General features: G+C 45.2%; 21 protein-coding genes. 18 read left to right on the forward strand and 3 right to left on the reverse strand.

Annotated elements, in window-relative coordinates; all coding sequences use genetic code 11:
• Positions 1 to 97 precede the first annotated feature (97 nt).
• A complete protein-coding gene (locus SWP_RS24240; RefSeq protein ID WP_187148510.1) occupies positions 98 to 247 on the forward strand; it encodes a hypothetical protein in 150 nt (49 codons plus the stop codon).
• Between the two features lie 80 nt (positions 248 to 327).
• Here the strand turns inward: SWP_RS24240 and hutX are convergent, their stop codons facing one another.
• Positions 328 to 840 carry a heme utilization cystosolic carrier protein HutX gene (gene hutX / locus SWP_RS17750; RefSeq protein WP_020913987.1) on the reverse strand — a complete coding sequence of 171 codons (513 nt, stop codon included), beginning with the start codon at positions 838 to 840 and terminating at the stop codon, positions 328 to 330.
• A 77-nt stretch (positions 841 to 917) separates the two neighbouring features.
• Positions 918 to 2,969 carry a TonB-dependent hemoglobin/transferrin/lactoferrin family receptor gene (locus SWP_RS17755; RefSeq protein ID WP_020913989.1) on the reverse strand — a complete coding sequence of 684 codons (2,052 nt, stop codon included), beginning with the start codon at positions 2,967 to 2,969 and terminating at the stop codon, positions 918 to 920.
• Between the two features lie 305 nt (positions 2,970 to 3,274).
• Here SWP_RS17755 and SWP_RS17760 point away from each other — a divergent pair, with 305 nt between their 5' ends.
• The 7 genes from SWP_RS17760 (at position 3,275) to hutW (ending at position 9,833) form a co-directional block, all read left to right on the forward strand.
• A complete protein-coding gene (locus tag SWP_RS17760) occupies positions 3,275 to 4,018 on the forward strand; it encodes an energy transducer TonB (protein ID WP_020913990.1) in 744 nt (247 codons plus the stop codon).
• A 193-nt stretch (positions 4,019 to 4,211) separates the two neighbouring features.
• Positions 4,212 to 4,979, forward strand: a complete 768-nt coding sequence (locus tag SWP_RS17765) for a MotA/TolQ/ExbB proton channel family protein (RefSeq protein ID WP_020913991.1) — start codon at positions 4,212 to 4,214, stop codon at positions 4,977 to 4,979.
• Entirely contained in the window at positions 4,979 to 5,392 is a 414-nt protein-coding gene (locus tag SWP_RS17770) for an ExbD/TolR family protein (RefSeq protein WP_020913992.1), read from the forward strand. The genes SWP_RS17765 and SWP_RS17770 overlap by 1 nt, the downstream gene beginning before the upstream one ends.
• A gap of 139 nt (positions 5,393 to 5,531) precedes the next feature.
• Entirely contained in the window at positions 5,532 to 6,443 is a 912-nt protein-coding gene (locus SWP_RS17775) for a heme/hemin ABC transporter substrate-binding protein (protein WP_020913993.1), read from the forward strand.
• Positions 6,444 to 6,466: 23 nt separating this feature from the next.
• Positions 6,467 to 7,483: a FecCD family ABC transporter permease gene (locus SWP_RS17780; protein WP_020913994.1), complete on the forward strand. Its 1,017-nt coding sequence runs from the start codon at positions 6,467 to 6,469 to the stop codon at positions 7,481 to 7,483.
• Between the two features lie 2 nt (positions 7,484 to 7,485).
• On the forward strand, positions 7,486 to 8,292 hold the full coding sequence (locus SWP_RS17785; protein WP_020913995.1) for a heme ABC transporter ATP-binding protein: 807 nt from the start codon (positions 7,486 to 7,488) through the stop codon (positions 8,290 to 8,292).
• Between the two features lie 179 nt (positions 8,293 to 8,471).
• The gene (gene hutW / locus SWP_RS17790; protein ID WP_020913996.1) at positions 8,472 to 9,833 is read left to right on the forward strand and encodes a heme anaerobic degradation radical SAM methyltransferase ChuW/HutW; all 1,362 of its coding nucleotides are present in this window, start codon (positions 8,472 to 8,474) and stop codon (positions 9,831 to 9,833) included.
• A 55-nt stretch (positions 9,834 to 9,888) separates the two neighbouring features.
• On the opposite strand, the gene SWP_RS17795 is transcribed toward hutW, so the two are convergent.
• Positions 9,889 to 11,868, reverse strand: coding sequence for a hypothetical protein (locus SWP_RS17795; protein ID WP_044556063.1), 1,980 nt, complete (start codon positions 11,866 to 11,868; stop codon positions 9,889 to 9,891).
• Between the two features lie 305 nt (positions 11,869 to 12,173).
• Between SWP_RS17795 and SWP_RS17800 the strand changes: the two genes are divergently transcribed.
• The 10 genes from SWP_RS17800 to SWP_RS17845 all read left to right on the forward strand — a co-directional run bounded on the left by SWP_RS17800 (position 12,174) and on the right by SWP_RS17845 (position 21,222).
• Positions 12,174 to 12,503: a DUF2956 domain-containing protein gene (locus SWP_RS17800; protein ID WP_044556064.1), complete on the forward strand. Its 330-nt coding sequence runs from the start codon at positions 12,174 to 12,176 to the stop codon at positions 12,501 to 12,503.
• A 266-nt stretch (positions 12,504 to 12,769) separates the two neighbouring features.
• Positions 12,770 to 12,940, forward strand: coding sequence for a trimethylamine N-oxide reductase system protein TorE (gene torE, locus SWP_RS17805; RefSeq protein ID WP_020914000.1), 171 nt, complete (start codon positions 12,770 to 12,772; stop codon positions 12,938 to 12,940).
• Between the two features lie 40 nt (positions 12,941 to 12,980).
• Positions 12,981 to 14,159, forward strand: coding sequence for a pentaheme c-type cytochrome TorC (gene torC, locus SWP_RS17810; RefSeq protein ID WP_020914001.1), 1,179 nt, complete (start codon positions 12,981 to 12,983; stop codon positions 14,157 to 14,159).
• Positions 14,160 to 14,173: 14 nt separating this feature from the next.
• Positions 14,174 to 16,666, forward strand: coding sequence for a trimethylamine-N-oxide reductase TorA (gene torA, locus SWP_RS17815; RefSeq protein ID WP_020914002.1), 2,493 nt, complete (start codon positions 14,174 to 14,176; stop codon positions 16,664 to 16,666).
• A complete protein-coding gene (gene torD / locus SWP_RS17820; protein ID WP_020914003.1) occupies positions 16,663 to 17,310 on the forward strand; it encodes a molecular chaperone TorD in 648 nt (215 codons plus the stop codon). The genes torA and torD overlap by 4 nt, the downstream gene beginning before the upstream one ends.
• Positions 17,311 to 17,884: 574 nt before the next feature.
• Positions 17,885 to 18,169, forward strand: a complete 285-nt coding sequence (locus SWP_RS17825; RefSeq protein ID WP_020914005.1) for a hypothetical protein — start codon at positions 17,885 to 17,887, stop codon at positions 18,167 to 18,169.
• 205 nt (positions 18,170 to 18,374) lie between these two features.
• Complete coding sequence (gene catB / locus SWP_RS17830) at positions 18,375 to 19,004, forward strand: type B chloramphenicol O-acetyltransferase (protein ID WP_020914007.1); 630 nt, start codon at positions 18,375 to 18,377, stop codon at positions 19,002 to 19,004.
• A gap of 274 nt (positions 19,005 to 19,278) precedes the next feature.
• Positions 19,279 to 19,920: a LiaF domain-containing protein gene (locus SWP_RS17835; RefSeq protein ID WP_020914008.1), complete on the forward strand. Its 642-nt coding sequence runs from the start codon at positions 19,279 to 19,281 to the stop codon at positions 19,918 to 19,920.
• 206 nt (positions 19,921 to 20,126) lie between these two features.
• Positions 20,127 to 20,372: an HP1242/YdcH family protein gene (locus tag SWP_RS17840; protein ID WP_044556065.1), complete on the forward strand. Its 246-nt coding sequence runs from the start codon at positions 20,127 to 20,129 to the stop codon at positions 20,370 to 20,372.
• A 517-nt stretch (positions 20,373 to 20,889) separates the two neighbouring features.
• Positions 20,890 to 21,222 carry a TM2 domain-containing protein gene (locus SWP_RS17845; protein WP_020914010.1) on the forward strand — a complete coding sequence of 111 codons (333 nt, stop codon included), beginning with the start codon at positions 20,890 to 20,892 and terminating at the stop codon, positions 21,220 to 21,222.
• Positions 21,223 to 21,227: the final 5 nt, after the last annotated feature.

Raw genomic sequence — 21,227 nt, forward strand, 5'->3', positions numbered from 1 at the left:
AGTACTTCGGCTTTTCGAGCTGTGGCTATTAGGGGTTGTTGATCTTTCACGGTTGTTTTTGCCGCAGTTTATTGGCTATTTTGACAAGGCGGAGGCTATGCCGTTTAGTTATTCTCCACAAATAGTCTACAACACAGTAAAAATAGCCAAGAAACGCGGCCCTTTGGGTTCGATTCAATGCTTCTATTACGGTGTTATGAGCTTTTCACTTAGCCGGCTAAGCTTTATCGCTCAAGCCTTGTACTAGAAGCATTGAATTCGAACAAAAACTAAGCTCGAAAGTTCAACAGCCCCTAGGTTTGTTCCGCTAAAATATAGTATATAGCGTTAAGCCGTAGCAGCCTGTAGCTCAGCTTTTATTGCCTTAAAGCGAGCGACTTGCTCTGGCAGTAATACTCGTTTTTTGTCGCGACCTAAATACACTTTAAATACCACTTCACCAGCTGGACCAAAGAAGTTAATAGAGTGACTTTCTGTGCCGCGAAACGGTTTGCTGATTAAGGCAATAGCACTAATATCATCTAGCTTTAAATGACCGTGCAGACCATCACCTTTGGTGATGAGGTTGTAATAACCGTGGGCATACTTTCCTTTAGGAAACGACCCCTTAAACTCAAAAATACTTCCTGAAGCCGACACTATGGTGGTCATATTGCCCCACTCAGGCAGAGACGTTAGCAAGGCATCTTTTTCAGAGACGGGAAGCAACGCCAGTTGCTCGGTAGGCAATGCTGACACCACTTCAAACTCTGACACGTTTAATTCTGCTGCAATTTGGCTAGGCATTGCACTTGGGTTATCAATCAAATGCTGACGGATGGTTTCTACTGTAGCTGACATGGAATATCTCCAATTAGAAAAACAACAAAAGGCCAAGTCACCTATCGTTGGTGACTTGGCCTTATTCGATAGCTTCGTTAGAAGCTATAACGCGCAGACAATTTAACGTTCCTTCCCTGTTCATACAGGGTTTGCCACGCTTGGCGATATTCCTCATCACCGATGTTTTCAACTGCAAAGTCGACTCTTAAGCCTTCGAAAGTGCCCATTGCAGGTTCCCATGCAACATAGACATCCCAAAGTTTGTAAGAGTCATACTGATTAGTGTAATCCTGTGGTAACTGGTCTTGCTCTGCGACGTAAGTGAAACGAGTACCAAACTTCATATCACCTTCCATAATGGCTTGTGACAGATCGATGCCCAACTTTTTAGCTGGTATGTTAGTCAGGTAGTCGCCTTCGGTTTTGTCTTTACCCTCTGTTTGACCATAATTCAAGCTCAATCGAGTTTGCTCATAACGGTAGCGAGTGCTGAATTCAAAACCTGTGAGCTTGGCTTCATCAACGTTATTCCAAGAGGTGGTTTGTTCAAAACCTGGGATCCCCATCAGCGGATCAGATACTGATTGCTCGATAAAATCATCAACATCATTTCTAAATACGCTTAGCGTCATTGCTAATTCGTCGTCACCGGCGAGTTCGCTAAAGCGAAGATCTGCTTTTATCTCCTTGTTTTGTGCCTTTTCAGCTTGTAAATCAGGGTTGATTTCAAACGTATTACAAAGCCCACCAGGCAAGAAGCCGGGGATCGGTGGGATGCAGTAATGAGTACCAGTTGAATACATCTCTTCAATACTTGGTGCGCGGAACGCTTGATCAAATCGAGCACTCAGCGTTAACCAATCAGTTGCCGTCCATACCAAACCTAAAGAGGGTGAAAATGCACTATCATCTGATTCTTGGTTTAAGTTATTACTGGTGTTTTTAAATGCGTCATAACGCACGGCAGCATCAAGTTTCCAGTTATCAGATAGGCTAATATCAGCACGGGTGAATGCTCCCCAAACTGCAGTTTCACCGTCAATATCATCCGGCCTTTGCCCAGCTTGACCACTGTCATCACGCACTGTTTTAATCGTATCTTGGTATCCATCTACACCGTATGTCAGTATGGTGTTAGCAAACTTAGAACTGTTATTAATGCTAAAGCCTAGAGTGTTATATTCAGTGCTATCCACTTGATTTTTAGTGACGCGGTCTTCATCGTAATCAGTGCCATTCCAATACAGTGTGGCATTAAGATCGAGCAACGGATTCATTTCTGGATTGAAGCTGTAATCTAAGGTGACGTTTTGATCGTTTGTTTTACGCTTCACCAGTGGTACAGAACTGCCAACTTCAGTGCTAGGATTACTCGGAACTAATTCATCGATTTTTGAAAATCTTGCAGAAAGCTGTAAGCGCTGCTCATCTGTCGGCTGCCAACCAAATTTGGCTAAGCCACTAGTGCCTTCAGAAGCACTATTTTCAAGAGTTTTGTCGTTACCCACTTTAATATTATTACTGTCGTAATAACTACCATTTATCAGCCAATCTACCGTGCCTGTGTTCGCGGTTTCAGATAATCCGTAGATTGCACCACTGGTTTTAATGCGATCGCCATTGCTTTCGAAACCTTGCTTTAAATAACCGCCGAACGTGTCTTCATCTTCAAGAAAATCACTCGCAGACTTGGTGTTTTGGGCAACTACGCCACCAATAGCACCACTGCCCCAAAGACTACTTGCTGGGCCACGTAGAACTTCAACAGAGCTCAAAAGTTCAGGATCTATAAAATAGGTCCCGCGGTGACCAGAATTAGTATTTTGACGCGCACCATCAATCGTTTGCAGAACGCGTTGACCACCTAAACCACGAATTTCAACCCCTTGTGATGAAGCTCTAGGGCCGTTTGATACGTTCACGTTAGCTTCGTTTTTAAGCGCTTGTGCAACAGACGCTGGCTGGAATTCTTGTAACTGCTCTTCATTCACAACAGCAACACTGCGGCTGGTTTCAGACACCTTTTCTGCAACGCGAGTCGCAGAAACAACGACTTCATCGAATTCGGTGACTTTTTGGGTATCTTGTGCGTATACGCTGGAGCTAAAAGCCATTGCCATCGCAATTACGAGCGGCTTCTTGGTCATGTTTCAATCCTCAAGGTAAGTTTATGGGGCAGCGACAACAACTCATTTAGTCCTTTAATTGCGCAGAATCGGACACCCGTTCTATTATTTTTGGCACTTTACCTGAGAACAAAATACAGATCAAATGAAAATCATTATCATTTGCGATCTTATTAAGATTCGTATACCTTATTGTCATTAACTAAAACTATTGAACATAACCTTCTGTAAAATATGTAAATTGTAAGTTTTGTAAAGCTTATCTAAGCATATGTATTTTATAAGGTGTATTGCTGTAGCACTGATTTTAACGAAGACAATCGCTCATGACCCCTAAACGATACTTTGCTTTTGGTTGCATCACGCTGTTAATCCAAGGTGCTGTGCTCGCCTCACAAAACAGCGCCCCAAATCTGCAACTTAATTCAGGCTCAGCCATGGGCTCTAATCAGGCCATGAATCTGTCTATTGCTATGCAAGCAAGCCAAGCACCTGCTAGTGCCACTGCCGAACCTGAGCCAGTTAAGGAAGTCGCACCTGTAAAGCAAGCGCCGAAAACAGTTAAGACCAAACCTGCCGCCACCACGCCAGCGGTAAACACAAAACCCAAAACGACAGAGGTCCGCAAAAAAACCACCGCAAAGACAAAGCCTGTTGCCAAATCACAAGCTGTAGCGAAAAAACAACCAGAGAAAATTGAGCCTATCCAAGAGGTAGCGCAGGACATTAGCAGTGAACAGCTGACTCATAATCAAAGCCAAGTAAGTGCCAAGCAAGGCGTCACACAGCAGTCTGTACAGTTAAGTCAACCAACGTTTGCCGCGCCACCAGCACAACCTCACTACCCTAAGAAGGCCCGTAAACGTGGGTTACAAGGAACGGCGACCATCGAGGTGATATTCAATCAGGTGGGCGAACAATTATCGCTAACATTAGTCGATAGTTCAGGTTATCGACTGCTAGATAAAGCGGCACTCAATGCCGTAGAAAAATGGCAGTTTTCAGCTCCCACGCCGCAAACAGCCTACGCCTATACAGTGCGGGTGCCGGTTAAGTTTCAGCTGAATTAACTCTATATCAACTTAAAGCAATCGATGAAATGGCGCTAAGCCACTAGATGATTGTTAATGACCTCTTTCTAGGAGAGAGAGGAGCATAGCTTAAATAGGCAAATGCTGAAGATTTAAAACAAGCGTTTTAGGGACGACGCGAATTAACCAACTAACACGACGCGATACAAAGATAATCGTATAGGAAAATTACATGTCTCAATCTTTATCTCAATCAGCAGCGCAGTCAGCTTCCCAGCCCCTGTATCACCAACTGTCAGAGCAGCTGGGGTATCTTACCTGGCCGCTATTCATCTGCGCATTTTTGGCACTGATGATCATTCTCGAACGCTTAGCGTTAATGTTGTACGAACTGCCTAAAAGAGACGGTTGGCTTGCTCAACTACGGCAACAAGCACGCAGCGCGACACCAGAGCAGCGTCAACAACTCACGACGCAAATTAGCCAAGGACGCAGTATGCTTGCCAAAGGCACAGCACTGTTATTAAGCCATAGTGATCAAAGCCGCGAGATGCGCGAAGAGATTGTCAGCTTGTGGCTAGTAAAACAAAAAGGCCGTTTACTATCAGGCCTTAAGATCTTGCAAATCATTGGTATTATCACCCCATTACTAGGTCTGCTAGGCACTGTGCTTGGCTTAATCGAAATGTTTAATCAACTCGGGCTTTCCGACGGACCTGTCACCCCTTCTGAATTAGCTTCTGGACTAGGCCTTGCGATGAATACCACCGCAGCAGGTCTAATTATTGCGGTCCCCGCTATCACCATGGCACATCTGTTTACACTCTGGGCTGAGAGACGATGCAATAAGTTGGCCCATGCGCTTAATCTGTTAAACCTGTGGTTGGAAGGCTTTGATCAAGCCTTAAGTATAGGTAGCGACTCTGCTGCTCAGTTATGCAATAAAGCAGCAACCTGCAAAGAAGCGAGCTGCCAAGTGGCGAATGCGGAGCTTAGCTGATGATAACTAGCGAAACTGAACAAAACAGTGCTTTACAAGGGCTAGATCTGACCCCACTCATTGACATAATTTTTATTGTACTGGTGTTTTTGCTGCTAACTGCAAACACGCAGCTGCTGAGCTTACCTGTGGATGTGCCTACTGAAGCTGATGCTAGCTTAAGTGCCTTGTCCCACGACAAACATATCGCAATAAATATCCTCACCACCGAACCACATTGGGCGATTGATGGCACCACTTATCAAAGCTTTGATGAATTTGAAGCAGAGTTCATCAAGATTTTTGGCACGGATCCGGAAGTAAAAGTCGTGGTCGCCGCCGATAAAACAGCACCCGTTCAACCCTTGATGAATGTGTTGGCACTGCTACAGCGACAACAGATAAGCAATACTCAAATTTTGATGGAGCCTTAATAGGTGGAGCGCTTTAAATACAAAGGATTTATACAGGAAACACCCTAGGCAAATCGCTTTTAGTCACACTATCGAATTTACGTGTAGCCAAGTGTGGGTACACGCTTTTATGAATCAGTTTAATTTTTTGGAGTTTTTCATGCTTAACTTTAATGCTTTCCTTCCTATGACTCGCCGCATAGCTATTGGCTTTGGTTTATCTACACTTTTGTGTAGCAGCGCGATTGCCCACCAAGGGGAACATGACCACGCGGCTCCTCGGGTTGTTAGTGCTGGCGCGGGAATGACAGAGCTGGTATTTGCTTTAGATGCTGGCGATGAACTGGTTGCCGTTGACTCTACCAGCCAACTGCCAGATGAATCTCAGAATATTGCCAAACTTGGTTATCACCGCATGCTATCTGCAGAAGGTATTTTGGCGCTTAATCCAAGCGTAGTCATGGGCACTGATGCCATGGGTCCCAAAGCCACATTGGATGTGCTGTCAGCCGCTAAAATTAATGTTGTACAACTCCCCAGTGCCAATACCCAAGCTCAACTATTTAGTAATATTGATGCAATGGGTACGTTATTACAAAGGGAACCGCAAGCCAAACAGCTCAAATCTGATTTACAGCAATCATTTAAAGATATAGAAACTAAAAAACAGCAGATAGCGAGTAAAGGTGATGCACCAAAAGTACTATTTCTGTTGCTACAAGCTGACAGACCAGCGCGAGTCGGTGGTGATGAAACTGCGGCTGACATTATTATTAACTTAGCCGGTGGTGAAAATATCGCTGGCTTCTCAGGCTATAAAAGTGTCTCACAAGAGGGCATTCTTGCGCTCAACCCCGACGTTATCTTAATCTCAAATCGCTCTGATAAAGCAACAGAAAACCCTGTGGAATCGCTACTAAAAAGTATGCCATTGCTTGCCCACACGCCAGCGGGTAAGAATAAGCAGATCCAAAATCTTAATCCACAAGCTTTACTCGGTGGGCTCGGGATTAGTGCTATTGCCGCAGCAGATAAGTTAGCCAGTGATTTCATCAGCGTTAAGCGTTACTAAATCAGCAAAACTGGGATAGATAAATGGAAAATACTCGTTGGCTTTGGCCCTGTTTACTGACCGCTTTGGTCGTAACAAGCCTGATGTCTGTCAGCATAGGTCCACTGCAAATTAGCCCCAGTGCTAGCTTCAGTGCCGTCATAAATTGGGCAACACATTTTGAGATTGGAAGCGTTGCCCCCCATGAACAACTCGTCATAGATAATGTCCGTTTGCCACGTACTTTACTCGCTTTAGCTGTGGGAGCAGCCCTGGCGCAATGCGGTGCCGTCATGCAGGGACTGTTTCGTAATCCTCTGGCAGACCCAGGCATTATTGGTGTTTCCTCTGGGGCAGCGCTCGGCGCTGCTATCTGTATCGTACTATTTCCCCAAGGTGGTGAATATGCAGTTGCTGTCAGTGCCTTCCTGGCAGGTTTAGTCACCACATTAGTGGTCTACCGCCTTGCTAGCAGTCCAACAGGTACTTCTGTCGTGTTACTGCTGCTATCGGGTGTTGCCGTTGCCGCTCTTGCTGGCGCCGGAATAGGGTTATTGACCTATATGGCTGACGACATGGCTTTACGAGACCTCACTCTATGGCAGCTTGGATCGATTGCGGGAGCGCAGTGGCATTACGTCATACTCACACTCATTGCGCTTGCACTTGTCAGCTGGCAGTTTAACCGCAGCGCAAAGGCGCTAAACGCTCTATTGCTTGGTGAAGCTGAAGCACGTCATCTCGGACTCGATGTCGACAAACTGAAACTCAAACTGATTGTGCTATGTGCTATAGGCGTTGGGATATCCGTTGCAGCTACCGGTATTATTGGCTTTATCGGCCTAGTGGTACCGCACTTAGTGCGCATGTTAGTCGGGCCCGACCATAAACAGCTTCTACCGCTAAGTGCCATGCTCGGCGCTGCACTGTTGGCACTTGCCGATATAGGTGCACGCGCTATTGTTGCTCCGTCAGAGTTGCCCGTAGGTTTAGTCACTGCGCTTTTAGGCGCGCCTTTCTTTATCGTTCTATTGCTTAAACAACGCAGTAAGTTGGTATAACTATGAAGCAAACATCACAGCCTCAGTCGCCATCGCACTCCACAGTGATAGAAGTTAACCACCTTTCAGTGCGCATCGGTCATAAGCCTGTTCTAACCGATATAAACTTGACTATACAAGCTGGTAAAGTGACCGCGCTACTGGGACCAAATGGTGCCGGTAAGTCAACCTTGCTAAAGAGCCTATGCCAAGAGGTTGCAGCGGAAACCGGACGGATTAAAGTTCACGGTCAAGTGCTAGAAAACTGGGATCGCAGCCAACTGGCAAAATCTCTTGCTGTCTTACCACAACATGCCTCATTGACCTTTCCGTTTAACGTAGAGCAAGTGGTTGAAATGGGATTGTACCCATTAACCCTATCTCAACGACAAGGCGAGCAGTTAATTGATTCGCAACTGAATAAGTTAGATCTAACGGCATTAAAGCAACGCAGTTACCCAACACTCTCTGGAGGTGAAAAGCAGCGAGTGCAGCTAGCAAGAGTACTAACTCAGCTAGCTCAATCGGATAAACCTGCGATCCTATTTTTAGATGAACCGACCTCTGCATTGGACTTAGCACAGCAACATCGAGTGTTAAAACTGGCACGGTCGCTTGCCCATGAAAACAACTATGCGGTAGTAGTGGTGCTACACGATTTGAACCAAGCTTCACGCTACGCCGACAGGCTAATCGTTTTGGAGCAAGGAAAAGTAGTCAGTGATGGATCGCCGGCAACCACTTTAACCCCTGAAACCATACGCCAAGTTTGGAAATATGATCCCGTCGTCGTAATGGAGCCAGGTCAAAAAATACCGCTATTGTTTTAATACAGCAATTGGCTATCGCTTTAAACTGTATTCATTCCAAGGATGGAATGACCAGTCCCATTCATAGCGCGTTTTCAAGCAATATTTACATTGCAAATAACGGTGAATTTGATCTACTTCACCCACACCACAGTTGATAATGATTATCATTACTTATTATTTTGTGATTGAGACTGATAATGATCTTAACGCCAACAATGACTGGCCTCGCGAGTCCAGATCCCTTACAACACGCCTTTAAAGTCAAAAGTGCACCGCACGCTGGTCGCAGCGGCAGTCGCCCAATTAATGTCACCCCAGAACTTTGGCAACAATGGTGGCAACAGCCTACTCAGGCACAGCAAAGAGCGCTTTATATCCATATCCCTTTTTGCCGAAAGCGATGTAGCTTTTGTAACTTCTTCGAAAATGGCGCGAATCCACAACGGATTAGTGATTACATGCAGCAGTTGTGTCAGCAATTAATGGTAGCTGCTAACAGCCCATTTGCGCAAAGCCAAGGCTTCGACACCGTTTATGTCGGTGGTGGTACCCCGACAGATATAACAGCGTCAGAAATAGCAATGTTAGGCGAGGCAATAAATCGATTCCCGCTGCTTGATAATGCAGAGGTGACGCTCGAAGGTCGTCTCAATGGTTTTAATGATGACAAGTGGCATAACGCATTAGAGGCTGGCTTTAATCGCTTTTCATTCGGTGTGCAAAGTTTCGATACCGAGGTTAGGCGTGCCGCTGGTCGATTTGATGACAAAGCGCAATTGCTACAAAGGTTATCAACGTTAAGCCAACACGACAGTGCCAGCATTGTAGTCGATCTCATTTTCGGCCTACCGGGGCAAACCATGTCGATTTGGCAACAAGATCTGCAGGCTGTTATCGACAGCGGCGTCCACGGCGTCGATTTGTATCAATTAATAGGTTTGGGTGGCACCCGCATAGATCGCGCCAGTGAGAAAGGTAAAATTTTGGGCACCGACAGCAGCGAGTTTCAAGCCGATAGCCAAACCCGAGCACAGATGTATGCATACGGCGCCGATCATCTTGAGTCGAATCAATGGCAACGTCTATCCAGTTGTCATTGGCGTCGAGATGCTCGCGAGCGCAGCGTTTATAACTCACTTGCTAAGAGTGGCATTGAGATCCTTCCCTTTGGCGCAGGTGCTGGTGGCAGTATTCACGGCCATGGAACGATGAATGCACGCAGCCTAACCGACTGGCACCAAGCCCAACAACAAGCCTGCACATTGAATAATGCGGCGTCACTATCAACGCCTAAAAACGTCCCAGGCATGATGCTTACACCCAACCCATCAGCCAAACTTGACGCAATTTTCAAGCGGGGTTTAGACAGTGGAGAGCTCAGACTCAACCAACTTAAATCTCAGCAAGTAAACCAGCTGCGACCATTGTTTAAAGCATGGCAAGATCATGGTCTGGCAATACTAAGTAATCAGGCACTAACATTAACCTTAGCCGGACGCTTCTGGAATGTGAACATGCAAACAGGCTTGTTTGAGTTTCTGGCTAAAAATCCACAATAGCAGATGTTTTATAAATGATGGCTGCTTTAAGCAGCCATCATTGCATAGCTCACTACTAGCCTCCAGTGCCACCAGCGCCCGTTCCGCCAGTTCCGCCTGTAACAGGTTGCTCTATCACTTCACATTGCGTCGGAATTTCAAGATTTATGGTATCGTCTGCAGATGTCGCTGTCACCGTACTGGTAATATAGCGGTTGTTCGCAAAGTCATAAACATAAGCAGTATAATCTGCACCTGTTTCTAGGTTCTCTGCCAGAGCTTCACCACTGTTATCCGTGTAATAGAACTGGTAAGTATCTTTATACAGGTAGACGTAAGTCGATGTCGCTATAGGTTCTGGGAAAATGGTGCCCGCAGCTGCGCCAGTCTCATCACAAACCAGTGAAGTTTTAATGGTTTGATCATGTACTTCAGGTGCTTCCACATCCAGAACTAATGTCTCGCCTTCAAGTTCACATAGCTCTGCAACTTGCAATACTTTCGGCTGACCTGCCACTGCATCATCTTGAGTACCTAACAATACGTTTTCACCGTCTACCAAAAACTGAATAGTGACAGGATAAGCGGGCGGGCGATAAAATATCGCCGAATCAGCACCGCCCCATTCATAACCCTTACGCAAGAATCTAGCACCACCGCCTTGAGCTTCTAACAGCAAGGTAGCAGAAACTGCATTTGGGTTACCGTTCTTATCTTCAAGCGCAAAACGCACTTGAGAAGCACATCGCTGAGTGCCTTTTAAGAAGTAATCTAAATTCCAAAAAGAGAGATGATTAACTTGAACCACCACATCGAGAATGGCAGCATTATCGGCATTTTCAACAGCGACCCCATAACTTTCGAACTGCCAGCTGCCCGCAGTTTCTTCATAGCTCCAAATAGGAATGATATCGCCAGATTCAATTTTACGCGCCGCGGCTGAAGCCTCACAAACACCTTGTTTAAAGTATGCGCCATCAGTCGCTTTACTTGCATCTTCTGCAAACGCTGTTACCGCACCTTGTTCAATATCAGAGGTACCAAATACCATTGGACATGCATTATTAGTATTAACGTCAACTTGCATCTTCACTTCAATTGACTTATCGCTGCCATCATCATTCTTACCAAAGGTCTTTACCTTGTTGCCCGCATCATCGGTTATCTCGATAGCAACAAATCCACCGGTGAGAAAATCGCCTTCAGTCGCACCGTCATTGCCTTGTAAATCTACGGCTAAACCACCAGGAAAGTAGTCAATTGCAGACTCAGCAGGAGTGGCATCAGTTTCCCCTTCAGCCAGCGCTTCGTTTGAGTAATAACCAATAGCAACTTCTGGCGCTGACGTTAAAGGTACTGACTCTCCAGCCTCATTGACAGCTAAAAGCGCTGTGCCACTTGGCAATGTAATCGCCGCGCCACCTGTGCTTGCTTCCCCGTCCTGTTGGACGTCGACGGTAATCGTCATCGGTGAATCAGCAGTAATGACACCAGTGGTACTGTCAAACACCACATTCGTTGCTAGATCAGTAAGCGGCTGTACGCTGGTTTCTACATCGACTTGAATGTCGTCAGGCAACGCTTTAGGCGTAAGTCTTATTGTCACCACAGGTTCACTTTGCTCTACACTCAACTGCGCAACAATATTGTTTGGAAAGTAGCCATCAGCCTCTGCAATAACGTTAATTTTTACCAACTCTGTTGCAGCGATTGCACCTAATGCCAGTGAAACGGCATTGTCACTATTTTCAAACTTGGCATCAGCTTCAGTTAAAGCCTCCCCCTTTAAATTCACCAGACGAGCAACATCTTGCAGCAATGTATAGGAAACAGGAATATTGACTCCACCTTCATCCACAGGGTGCAACCCTGTTGCTGCGTCCACAACCACTATCGTGAGTGAGCCTGATTGTTTTTGAGTCACTTGCTCAGTTGGCTGTTGTGCAACCGGAGCGACTACAATAACTTCATCCTCAGCAGGTTCATCATCAGAACCACATGCAACTAGCGCCAAACCTATAGAAATAGCCAGTGTGGAGCGGAGTAAAGTTTTCATTAAAGTATCCCTAAATAATTGAATAATTCCGTAGACTCTAGTCAATAACATCAGTGTAAGATTGACCCAGCCGCCATTCTCACAAGTAAGCAACATCTTCGCAACGCCGAGGCAAGAACAAGCGACAACCTAGGTCAATTTTCAGTCTTTAGTGCTACCTCAACTAACCCTTTTCACCTATAAGTTTCAATTTAGCTTCCAATCTAATACCTTCTCACCCACCACAATATTTTGTTCACTGATAGCCAAAGGATAAACAGGCTCATGTTATAGTTAGCCCATCGTTAGCTAAGCATTCAAAAATTATGGCACAACAGATCTCCAGCGAAACCAAAGATGAGGCGATGAAAGTGGCTAAGTCAACTCAGAAACCAGGCCAAACGAAGGAGCAGACTAAGCTGATTGCTCAAGGCATTGAAAAGGGTATTGCCGAATACAAGAAACAACAAAAAGGTAAAGCTCGAGTACGTGATAAGCAAAAGAAGCAGCAAGTTCGCGCTAAGGCTAGAGCCGCTGAAAGTGAGCATGTTGAAGAAGAAAATATAGAAGATCGCGCCGCCAGTCCATATCTTCCTTGGGGCTTACTGACCTTAAGTTGGGTTGGGTTTATCTGCTATCTTATTATGATGAAATAATCATACTTTTAATATCAGCCGCTGTTTGCAGCGTCAATTGGCGGCTGATTCAGAGAACCGGTGCAAGAACTCGCGCACACTCAATAGTCTACTCACTTTAAAACACCGGTTATAACCCATAAAACAGTTAAAGCTGGCTAACTACAATTCTGTTCATATTTCTTCATAACTTGTCTCAAGCTGTTCATTGCAAGCCCCATCGCTGTTCACAACCTCTCCCTATAATGACCTCATCGAAGAAAGGATTGAGCAGGAGCTGAATGGTCATGACAAATCAACACCCGAATAAACTAAACACGAGTAGCAAGAAAGATGAACTCAAAGCTCTTAGCTTCATCATCTTCATATTATTCCCTGCGCTAAGCATCGCCTTTGTGAGTAGCTACGGCTTCATCATCTGGATGATCCAAGCATTTGGTGGCGTTGTCGCTCACTAATCCCTATTTCACTTTATACACTTATTACGAGGATGCGATTATGAGATGGTTACTTAACATCTGGCGCACACTAACCAAACCAGCACAATACCTTACACTCGGCACCGTTAGCGTGTCTGCATTTCTAATGGGCGTTATCTTTTGGGGCGGCTTTAACACCGCACTTGAAGCCACCAACACAGAAGAGTTTTGTATTAGCTGCCACAGCATGGAAAGCATGCCATACAAAGAACTGCAAGAAACGGTGCATTGGTCAAATCATTCAGGTGTTCGTGCAACCTGCCCTGACTGTCATGTCCCCCATGAGTGGAGCCGCAAAATAGGCCGCAAAATTGAAGCCTCTCACGATGTGTGGGGCTGGTTATTACAGACCGTCAATACCCCCGAGAAATTCGAAGATAAACGTTTAGAGATGGCAAGCCGTGAGTGGAAGCGATTCGACCGGGATAACTCGCTAGCCTGTAAAAACTGCCATAACTACGACTCAATGAAGTGGGACAGCATGTCTAAGCTCGCACAAAAACAGATGAAACGTGCAGCCGAGCTCGACCAAAGCTGTATTGATTGTCACAAGGGCATCGCCCATAAGCTACCAGATATGGGCACCGCTCGTGCGCCAGAGCTCATCGCTGAAGTCGGTTCAGGTGTTAATGGCTTAGAGGTTGACCAAAGCTACTTTACTGCACTGACCAAGCCTGTTTACTTTAATGAGAAAACAGACGTTGAAGCAGGTACTTTAAATATCGCCACTAAGGTGAAGGTATTAGAGCTCAAAGGTAACCGCGCCAAAATCGGAATCGACGGTTGGAGAAAGAAAATCGGTGCAGGCCGCGTGATCTACTACGACTTCGGTTTAAACATTCTCTCAGCACAACTGACCAAGGATGCAGCACTCGAAGAGGGCGTCATTCAGACTTTCGAAGAGAAAGAAGATCCAATGACAGGCCTGAAATGGCAGCGTGTCGAAGCCGTTATCTGGACAGATACAGACTACTTACTTAGCGACCTTCAACCGCTATGGAACTATGCTCGCAGCACCTATAGCGACAGCTGTAGTGTCTGCCACACTCAGCCAGATGAAGCGCATTTTGACGCTAATACATGGCCAGGTATGTTCCAAGGCATGATCGCCTTCGTCAATATGGATCAAGATACCCAGGCGTTAGTACAAAAGTACTTACAAGAGCATTCATCTACTTTCGATAAGTCGGCTCACTAATAGGACAGCAGATCATGAACAGAAGAGATTTTCTAAAAGGTTTAGTCGGCACCTCATATGTTGTACTTAGCGGCTCGTCAGTCCTGGCGCCATTGAATGCGCTAGCAGCCTCTGGCGCAAAAGCGGGCGATGGTTGGCTAACGACAGGTTCACACTTTGGCGCATTTAAAATGAAGCGCAAAAACGGCGTGATTGACCAAGTTATTCCATTCGATCGCGACAAATACCCGACCGACATGATTAACGGCGTTAAGGGGTTAGTGTACAACCCTTCTCGCGTACGCTACCCAATGGTACGTTTAGACTTTTTGCTTAAGGGCCATAAGAGCGATACTAGCCAACGCGGCGACTTCCGCTTTGTTCGTGTCACTTGGGATAAAGCCCTGTCACTGTTTAAAGATTCACTTGATGAAGTGCAGACCAAATATGGGCCTTCAGGGCTACATGCAGGCCAAACAGGTTGGCGTGCAACGGGTCAATTACACTCAAGCACCAGCCATATGCAGCGTGCTGTGGGCATGCATGGCAACTTCGTTAAGAAAGTCGGCGATTACTCAACCGGTGCCGGGCAGACTATTTTGCCTTACATCTTGGGTTCAACTGAAGTGTACGCCCAAGGCACATCTTGGCCACTCATACTCGAGAACTCTAAAACCATTATCTTATGGTCGAACGATCCCTACAAAAACTTACAAGTGGGATGGAATGCAGAAACGCATGAGTCATACGCTTACCTTGCACAGCTAAAAGATAAAGTGGCTAAAGGTGAAATCCGCGTAATCAGCATTGACCCTGTCGTCACTAAGACCCAACAGTATTTAGGTTGTGAACAACTGTACGTTAACCCGCAAACCGATGTGGCGTTAATGCTAGGTATTGCCCACGAAATGGTCGCTAAAAATCTTCACGATACTAAATTCATTGAAGGTTACAGCTTAGGCTTCGATCGTTTCCTACCTTATATTCAGGGTGAAACCGATGGGATTGAAAAAACACCTGAGTGGGCGGCAGAGATCACCGGCGTTTCCGCAGAGATTATCCGAGATTTAGCCAAGGTGATGACTCAAAGTCGCACGCAAATGCTGATGGGCTGGTGTATCCAGCGTCAGCAGCATGGCGAACAGCCTTATTGGATGGCGGCTGTACTTGCCACGATGACAGGTCAAATAGGCTTACCAGGCGGCGGTATTAGTTATGGTCACCACTACTCGAGCATTGGGGTGCCATCTTCAGGTGCAGCAGCGCCAGGTGCATTCCCGCGTAACTTGGATGAAGACCAAAAGCCACTGTTTGATAGCAATGATTTTAAAGGCACTAGCAGCACTATTCCCGTCGCACGCTGGATAGACGCGATACTGGAGCCAGGGAAAACGATTGACTCAAACGGCAGTAAAGTCACTTTCCCTGATATTAAAATGATGGTGTTTTCCGGTAACAACCCTTGGAACCACCATCAAGATCGTAACCGCATGAAGCAAGCATTCCAAAAGCTTGAATGTGTGGTGACTATCGACATGAACTGGACGGCGACTTGCCGCTTCTCCGATATAGTGCTGCCTGCATGTACTACGTTCGAGCGCAACGATATCGATGTCTATGGTAGCTACGCGAATCGTGGTGTTTTGGCGATGCAAAAAATGGTCGAGCCACTTTATGAAAGCTTATCGGATTTCGAAATATTCACTCGCTTTGCTCGTATTATGGGTAAAGAAAAAGAGTACACCCGCGGCATGACTGAACGCGAATGGCTCAACAAGCTATACACTGATTGTAAGAATGCTAACGCGGGTAAATTTGACATGCCAGAATTTGATGAGTTCTGGAAGCAAGGTTACGTGCACTTTGGCGAAGGTAAACCTTGGACTCGTCATGCAGCCTTTAGAGAAGATCCTGAAATCAACCCATTGGGTACCCCGTCAGGCTTGATTGAGATCTTTAGTCGTAAGATAGCCCAGTACCAATATGATGATTGTCCAGGCCACCCAACTTGGATGGAAAAATCAGAGCGCAGCCATGGCGGACCTGGTTCCGATAAGTTCCCCGTGTGGATGCAGTCTTGCCACCCTGATAAGCGTTTACACTCACAGATGTGTGAATCTGAGCAGTTCCGTGAAACTTACACAGTCAATGGCCGAGAGCCGGTTTATCTAAACCCTGATGACGCGAAAAAACGTGGCATTAAAGCAGGTGACGTTGTGCGGGTATTTAATAACCGCGGCCAACTTCTCGCTGGTGCCGTAGTGTCAAATAACTTCCCGAAAGGCGTTATTCGTATCCATGAAGGGGCTTGGTATGGTCCTGTTGGCGAAGATGGCAGCAAAGAGGGCGGCGCCGAAATTGGTGCGTTATGTAGCTATGGCGACCCCAACACCTTGACCCAAGATATTGGTACCTCAAAACTTGCTCAAGCCTGCTCAGCCTATACTTGTCTAGTTGAATTTGAAAAGTATCAAGGTAAAGTACCAAGTGTCAGTTCATTTAGCGGACCCGTTGAGATAGCACTATGAGCGCAGAAACAGCTAACCCAGTAAATCAGGCAAGAAGCACTATTTATCAATTGCTTTCATCTTTGTTCGCCAAAGAGGTTGATCATAAGACATTGCATGAGCTAACCAGTACTCAGGCACAAGCATTTTGGTCACAACTTGCTGAAGAGCCAAACTTTAAGGCTGATGTAGACGTTCTCGTCGCAGAACTGGCTAAACTCAATAGCGATAAGGCCTTGCTAGAGCTTGCTGCCGACTATTGCGGCCTATTTCTAGTCGGTACTAACAATAGCGCTTCACCTTACGCAAGTTTGTACCTAACTGACACTCCAGTGGCCAAAGGTGATGAGCCTTTACTATTTGGTGAGCAACACCAACAGATGACGCAGTTTTTAAAACAGAGCCAGCTGCAGGTACAGAGTGAGTTTCCAGAGCCTGCCGATCACCTGGCAGTGATATTGGCTTATGTGGCACATATCGCTATGTACACTAGTAACCAGCAGCAGCTTGAATTTATTCGCGACAACCTGACCAACTGGCTAGCGACTTTTGTAGCGAAAGTCGCCAAAGTAGATACAGGAAAATTCTATATCGCCCTCGCACAATTAACACTTGCATGGGTTAACTCAGATCTAGAATGGCTAACAAGCGAAAGCACATCTTAATTAAAGCTTTCTCTTAGAAACTGGTTCGGCCTAAATAAAATGCCGATAGTGATGCTCCACTATCGGCATTTTTGTCTCTACCTTTTAATTTGTTGCACTGACAGGTGTAACGCTCAGCGCTAAAGTTTTATACCCGTTCTACTTGAAGATGCTCGTTTCAGAGGCATTGTGCCAGTTCAATTCTAGGCGCATTAATGTAGAAATGGTTATTCCCTTTTAAATTAGTGCAACAACGAAGTGGGCTGACACAAAGCCTTCTGCGATGGTTTTTTTTATATAAAAAGCATGGACTTTACTCAGTGTTATTGATTTTACCAAGGGAATGACCATTAGTGGCAATCAATGCCGTGATTAAAGTCCATTAAACTCCCACTGAATCCTGCATCTTCAAGTCGCACGGGTATAGCTAAAGGCTATTTGTTTTTTGATAAAGCTCTCTGTCGAATCGCGACACAATAGAGTCACCCGCTTCCCTAAGCAAAGCAAAAGTGCTATACAGAACAAGTGAGTAGATAACGCTCAATTTAAAGATAGCGCGCAACAAAACCCTCAAAGGACAAGGAATCGATACATCATGGAAGAACCACTATTAATCATCATAATTTTAGGACTCGTTTTTTACTTTTTCCATATACAGAACACAGATAGAAAGCTAAAAATCATAGAAAATAAAATAGACACACTCTTAGAGAACAACGGCATTGTGTTTGACGAAAACATACATGTATCTAAAGATGTGTTAACGGCGATTACCTTAGGTAAAAAGTTAACCGCTATTCGCCTATATCGCCAAGAGACAGGGGCTGGACTAAAAGAAGCTCATGAAGTAGTCAACCGAATTTCCGCAAAATCTGAATAATCGTTGACATAGACTCGTCGCAACCAGTGGCTTCGATGTAACAGTGCCGAAAAACAGGCCTAGTGTCGCAGAAGTAAAGGCAACTAATTGCTATTTTGAGTACCATTGGCAAACCTCTGGAGAGCCGACATTGAGCAGTATTGTCACTCAGTGTTAGGCACGCTCCTGAGACCCAGCATCCACAGAAGTTAAAAAGGTTTTTAGCTTGAACAATTATTTCGAAAGCCCTTTTGAGGGTAAGTCGCTCCAAGAGCAAGTCACCAACCCAAACATTGTTGTTGGTAAGCACAGTTATTACTCTGGCTATTACCATAATCACAGTTTCGATGATTGTGCACGTTACCTAATGGCGGATAGAACAGACATTGATAAGCTCATGATTGGTAGCTACTGCTCGATTGGATCTGGCGCGGTCTTTATGATGGCGGGAAATCAAGGTCATCAAAACAATTGGATCAGTACCTTTCCTTTCTTTTATCAAGACAATGACAACTTTATCGGAGCCAAAGATGGGTTTGAGCGTGCTGGCGATACCATCATAGGCAATGATGTATGGATTGGCAGCGAAGCCATGATAATGAGTGGTGTGACTGTGGGTGATGGCGCGATTATAGCTAGCCGCGCGGTAGTGACCAAAGATGTTGCGCCCTACGAAATTGTAGGTTCAAACCCTGCAAAACATATTCGTTTCCGTTTTTCAGAAACCGAAATATCTCAATTGCTCGAGATGCAATGGTGGCTTTGGAGCGATGAAGAGCTCAAAGGTGCGATGGCCTTAATGTGCTCATTGAATATAGGTGGCCTATACAGTTACTGGCAAGATTTTAATCTTTAATCATTCGCACGCCTTAACCAAATTAGTCGTTAACGCCACCTTCCTCTAACCGTTTCCAACCGCTGTAATACTATTACTGCAGTTAAAACCACCACTATTTGGTGCTATGTTTAACTAATTAGCTAAACTGTGACGGTATGCTAACCCATAAAGATGACAACAAATCACTAACATCATGATTAGGCTGGCATTTGGGTGTTCGGCATGAAAAATGCTTATTTTTAGTTCAATACTACTGTTTTGTATTATCAATTTAGAGCCAAAGGAGCGGCTGATGCCAGTCACGTTAGAAGATAGACCTATTGAGAAAGTAAGAGAAGAAGTCATCGACAAGCTGATTGTGAACTACAGTCACGGAATAATATCTGCTGAAGCATTTGAGCGACGTCTCGATGATGCGATGGCCAGTGAGTCTCATCAAGACTTGCTCAATTTAGTTTCGGATCTGTCACTGTCCGCTGACGATGATTACAGCAGTAAGAAAGATCAGCAATTTACGCCTAATTATTCTAGTAACCAACAAGATGATACGCTGAATATCAATTGTGTGCTTGGTAACAATGAGCGTAGCGGTCAGTGGGTGGTTCCCAAAATAATCAAAGTCAACAATGTGTTAGGCGAAACAACCCTCGACTTTACCGATGCCATTTTTCAGCACCAAGATATCACCATAAAGCTCAACTGTATTTTAGGTAGCGCAACGGTATTTATCCCCGAGAATGTCAATGTGGTGTGCAAAACTTACTGTGCGGTCAGTAGCATTGAAAACTGTGCTCCGTCGATGGCGAACCGCCAAGCACCTATCATTACCATCGAAGGTAAAGTCATACTCGGCAGTTTATCTGTTTCAGTAAAGCGTACCATTAAAGAGAAGTTTATCGCCTTTGCCAATCAGTTGAAAAATACCTTCAATTGATCTCACTAGCATACAGTCACAATATCTGACTCCTAGCACTCTCGTACCCACGGTATGAGAGTATCTTCCTCCTCTTAGAAGCGACTTGGCATAGTAATTTTTGTTAACTCGATCGGCAAAATAGCGGCATTAACCCCTTTGCTAAAATCGATAATGCTGTAATGTGGGTCATAGACAACCTTGTAGTTCAGACTCCTGGAGTAGCTATGCTAAATGAGAATCACGCGCTTATTTTTGACTTCCCAGAATTTAAACAAGACATTGTACATTTAAACCATAAAGATCCCGCCTTTGAAGAGCAGTCCAAGCAGTATCATCTGTTAGATTATGAAATTCGAAAACTTGAAGTGAACGGCAGTCCTACTGACGACGAACATATGCATCAGCTAAAAGTTCAGCGCGCGAACCTTAAAGATGTGTTGTTTCAAATGCTACAAGCACATCATAAATAAGCTGCACACTGTACTTTAACCAGCCGTGACCTTCATGGCTGGTCAACCCCCTCACTAATGTCTCCCTATGCCCTATGCCCTATGTAGAACGCTGCTTTTTATTACAAATAATCAGCACGTTTTTAATACCAACCAGAATACAGATTTTCTCGCTCATCGAGAGTTTAACGGCTTCAAAGTAAGGTCTTTAAATGCTCCTTGGTAACTGCTCCTGCGTTACTCCCGATAATCGCTACTGCATTATTCTAACTTCGAGCATCCTTGCGCTCGTATCTCCTATATCAGACCTCCAAGGTTGGATGGGATGCCTTAAGCCTATCAGGAACATACTTGGCCATGGGGTTTGCTATGAATGAAGAGCATAGTGAAATAGATTCAAGTTCATCAACGCAGCATCAGAGCCGCTAACTCAGCTCCTTGTCAGCTATATTTTCATTTTGTGATCCACACACCTACATTCAGCGAACACTTGTACGCATAATAAGCCCTGACACTATATTGATTAATGGAGATTGTGATGCAAAACATCAATTGCCCTCAGTGCAGCCAAGAGATCGACCTGAACCTAGCTGCTTGTCCGCATTGCAAGGCCGCTCAAGGTCTTGAATCTCTCTCTGGTGTTGATCCCGATATTCGCATTAAAAATCAGCGGCTCGCTATATGGTTTAGCATTCTGTTTGGCGGCTTAGGGATCCACAAGTTCTACTTAGGTCAGTATCTAAAAGGCAGCTTATACCTAGTGTTTAGTTGGACACTTGTGCCTTTTATTGTGGGTTGGGTTGACGCCGTTCGCACCTTTAAAATGAGTGCCTTTAGCTTTGAACAACGCTACAGCCGCAGAATTAGTTAGCCTGA

It is taken from the genome of Shewanella piezotolerans WP3 (genome assembly GCF_000014885.1).
Classification (GTDB): domain Bacteria; phylum Pseudomonadota; class Gammaproteobacteria; order Enterobacterales; family Shewanellaceae; genus Shewanella; species Shewanella piezotolerans.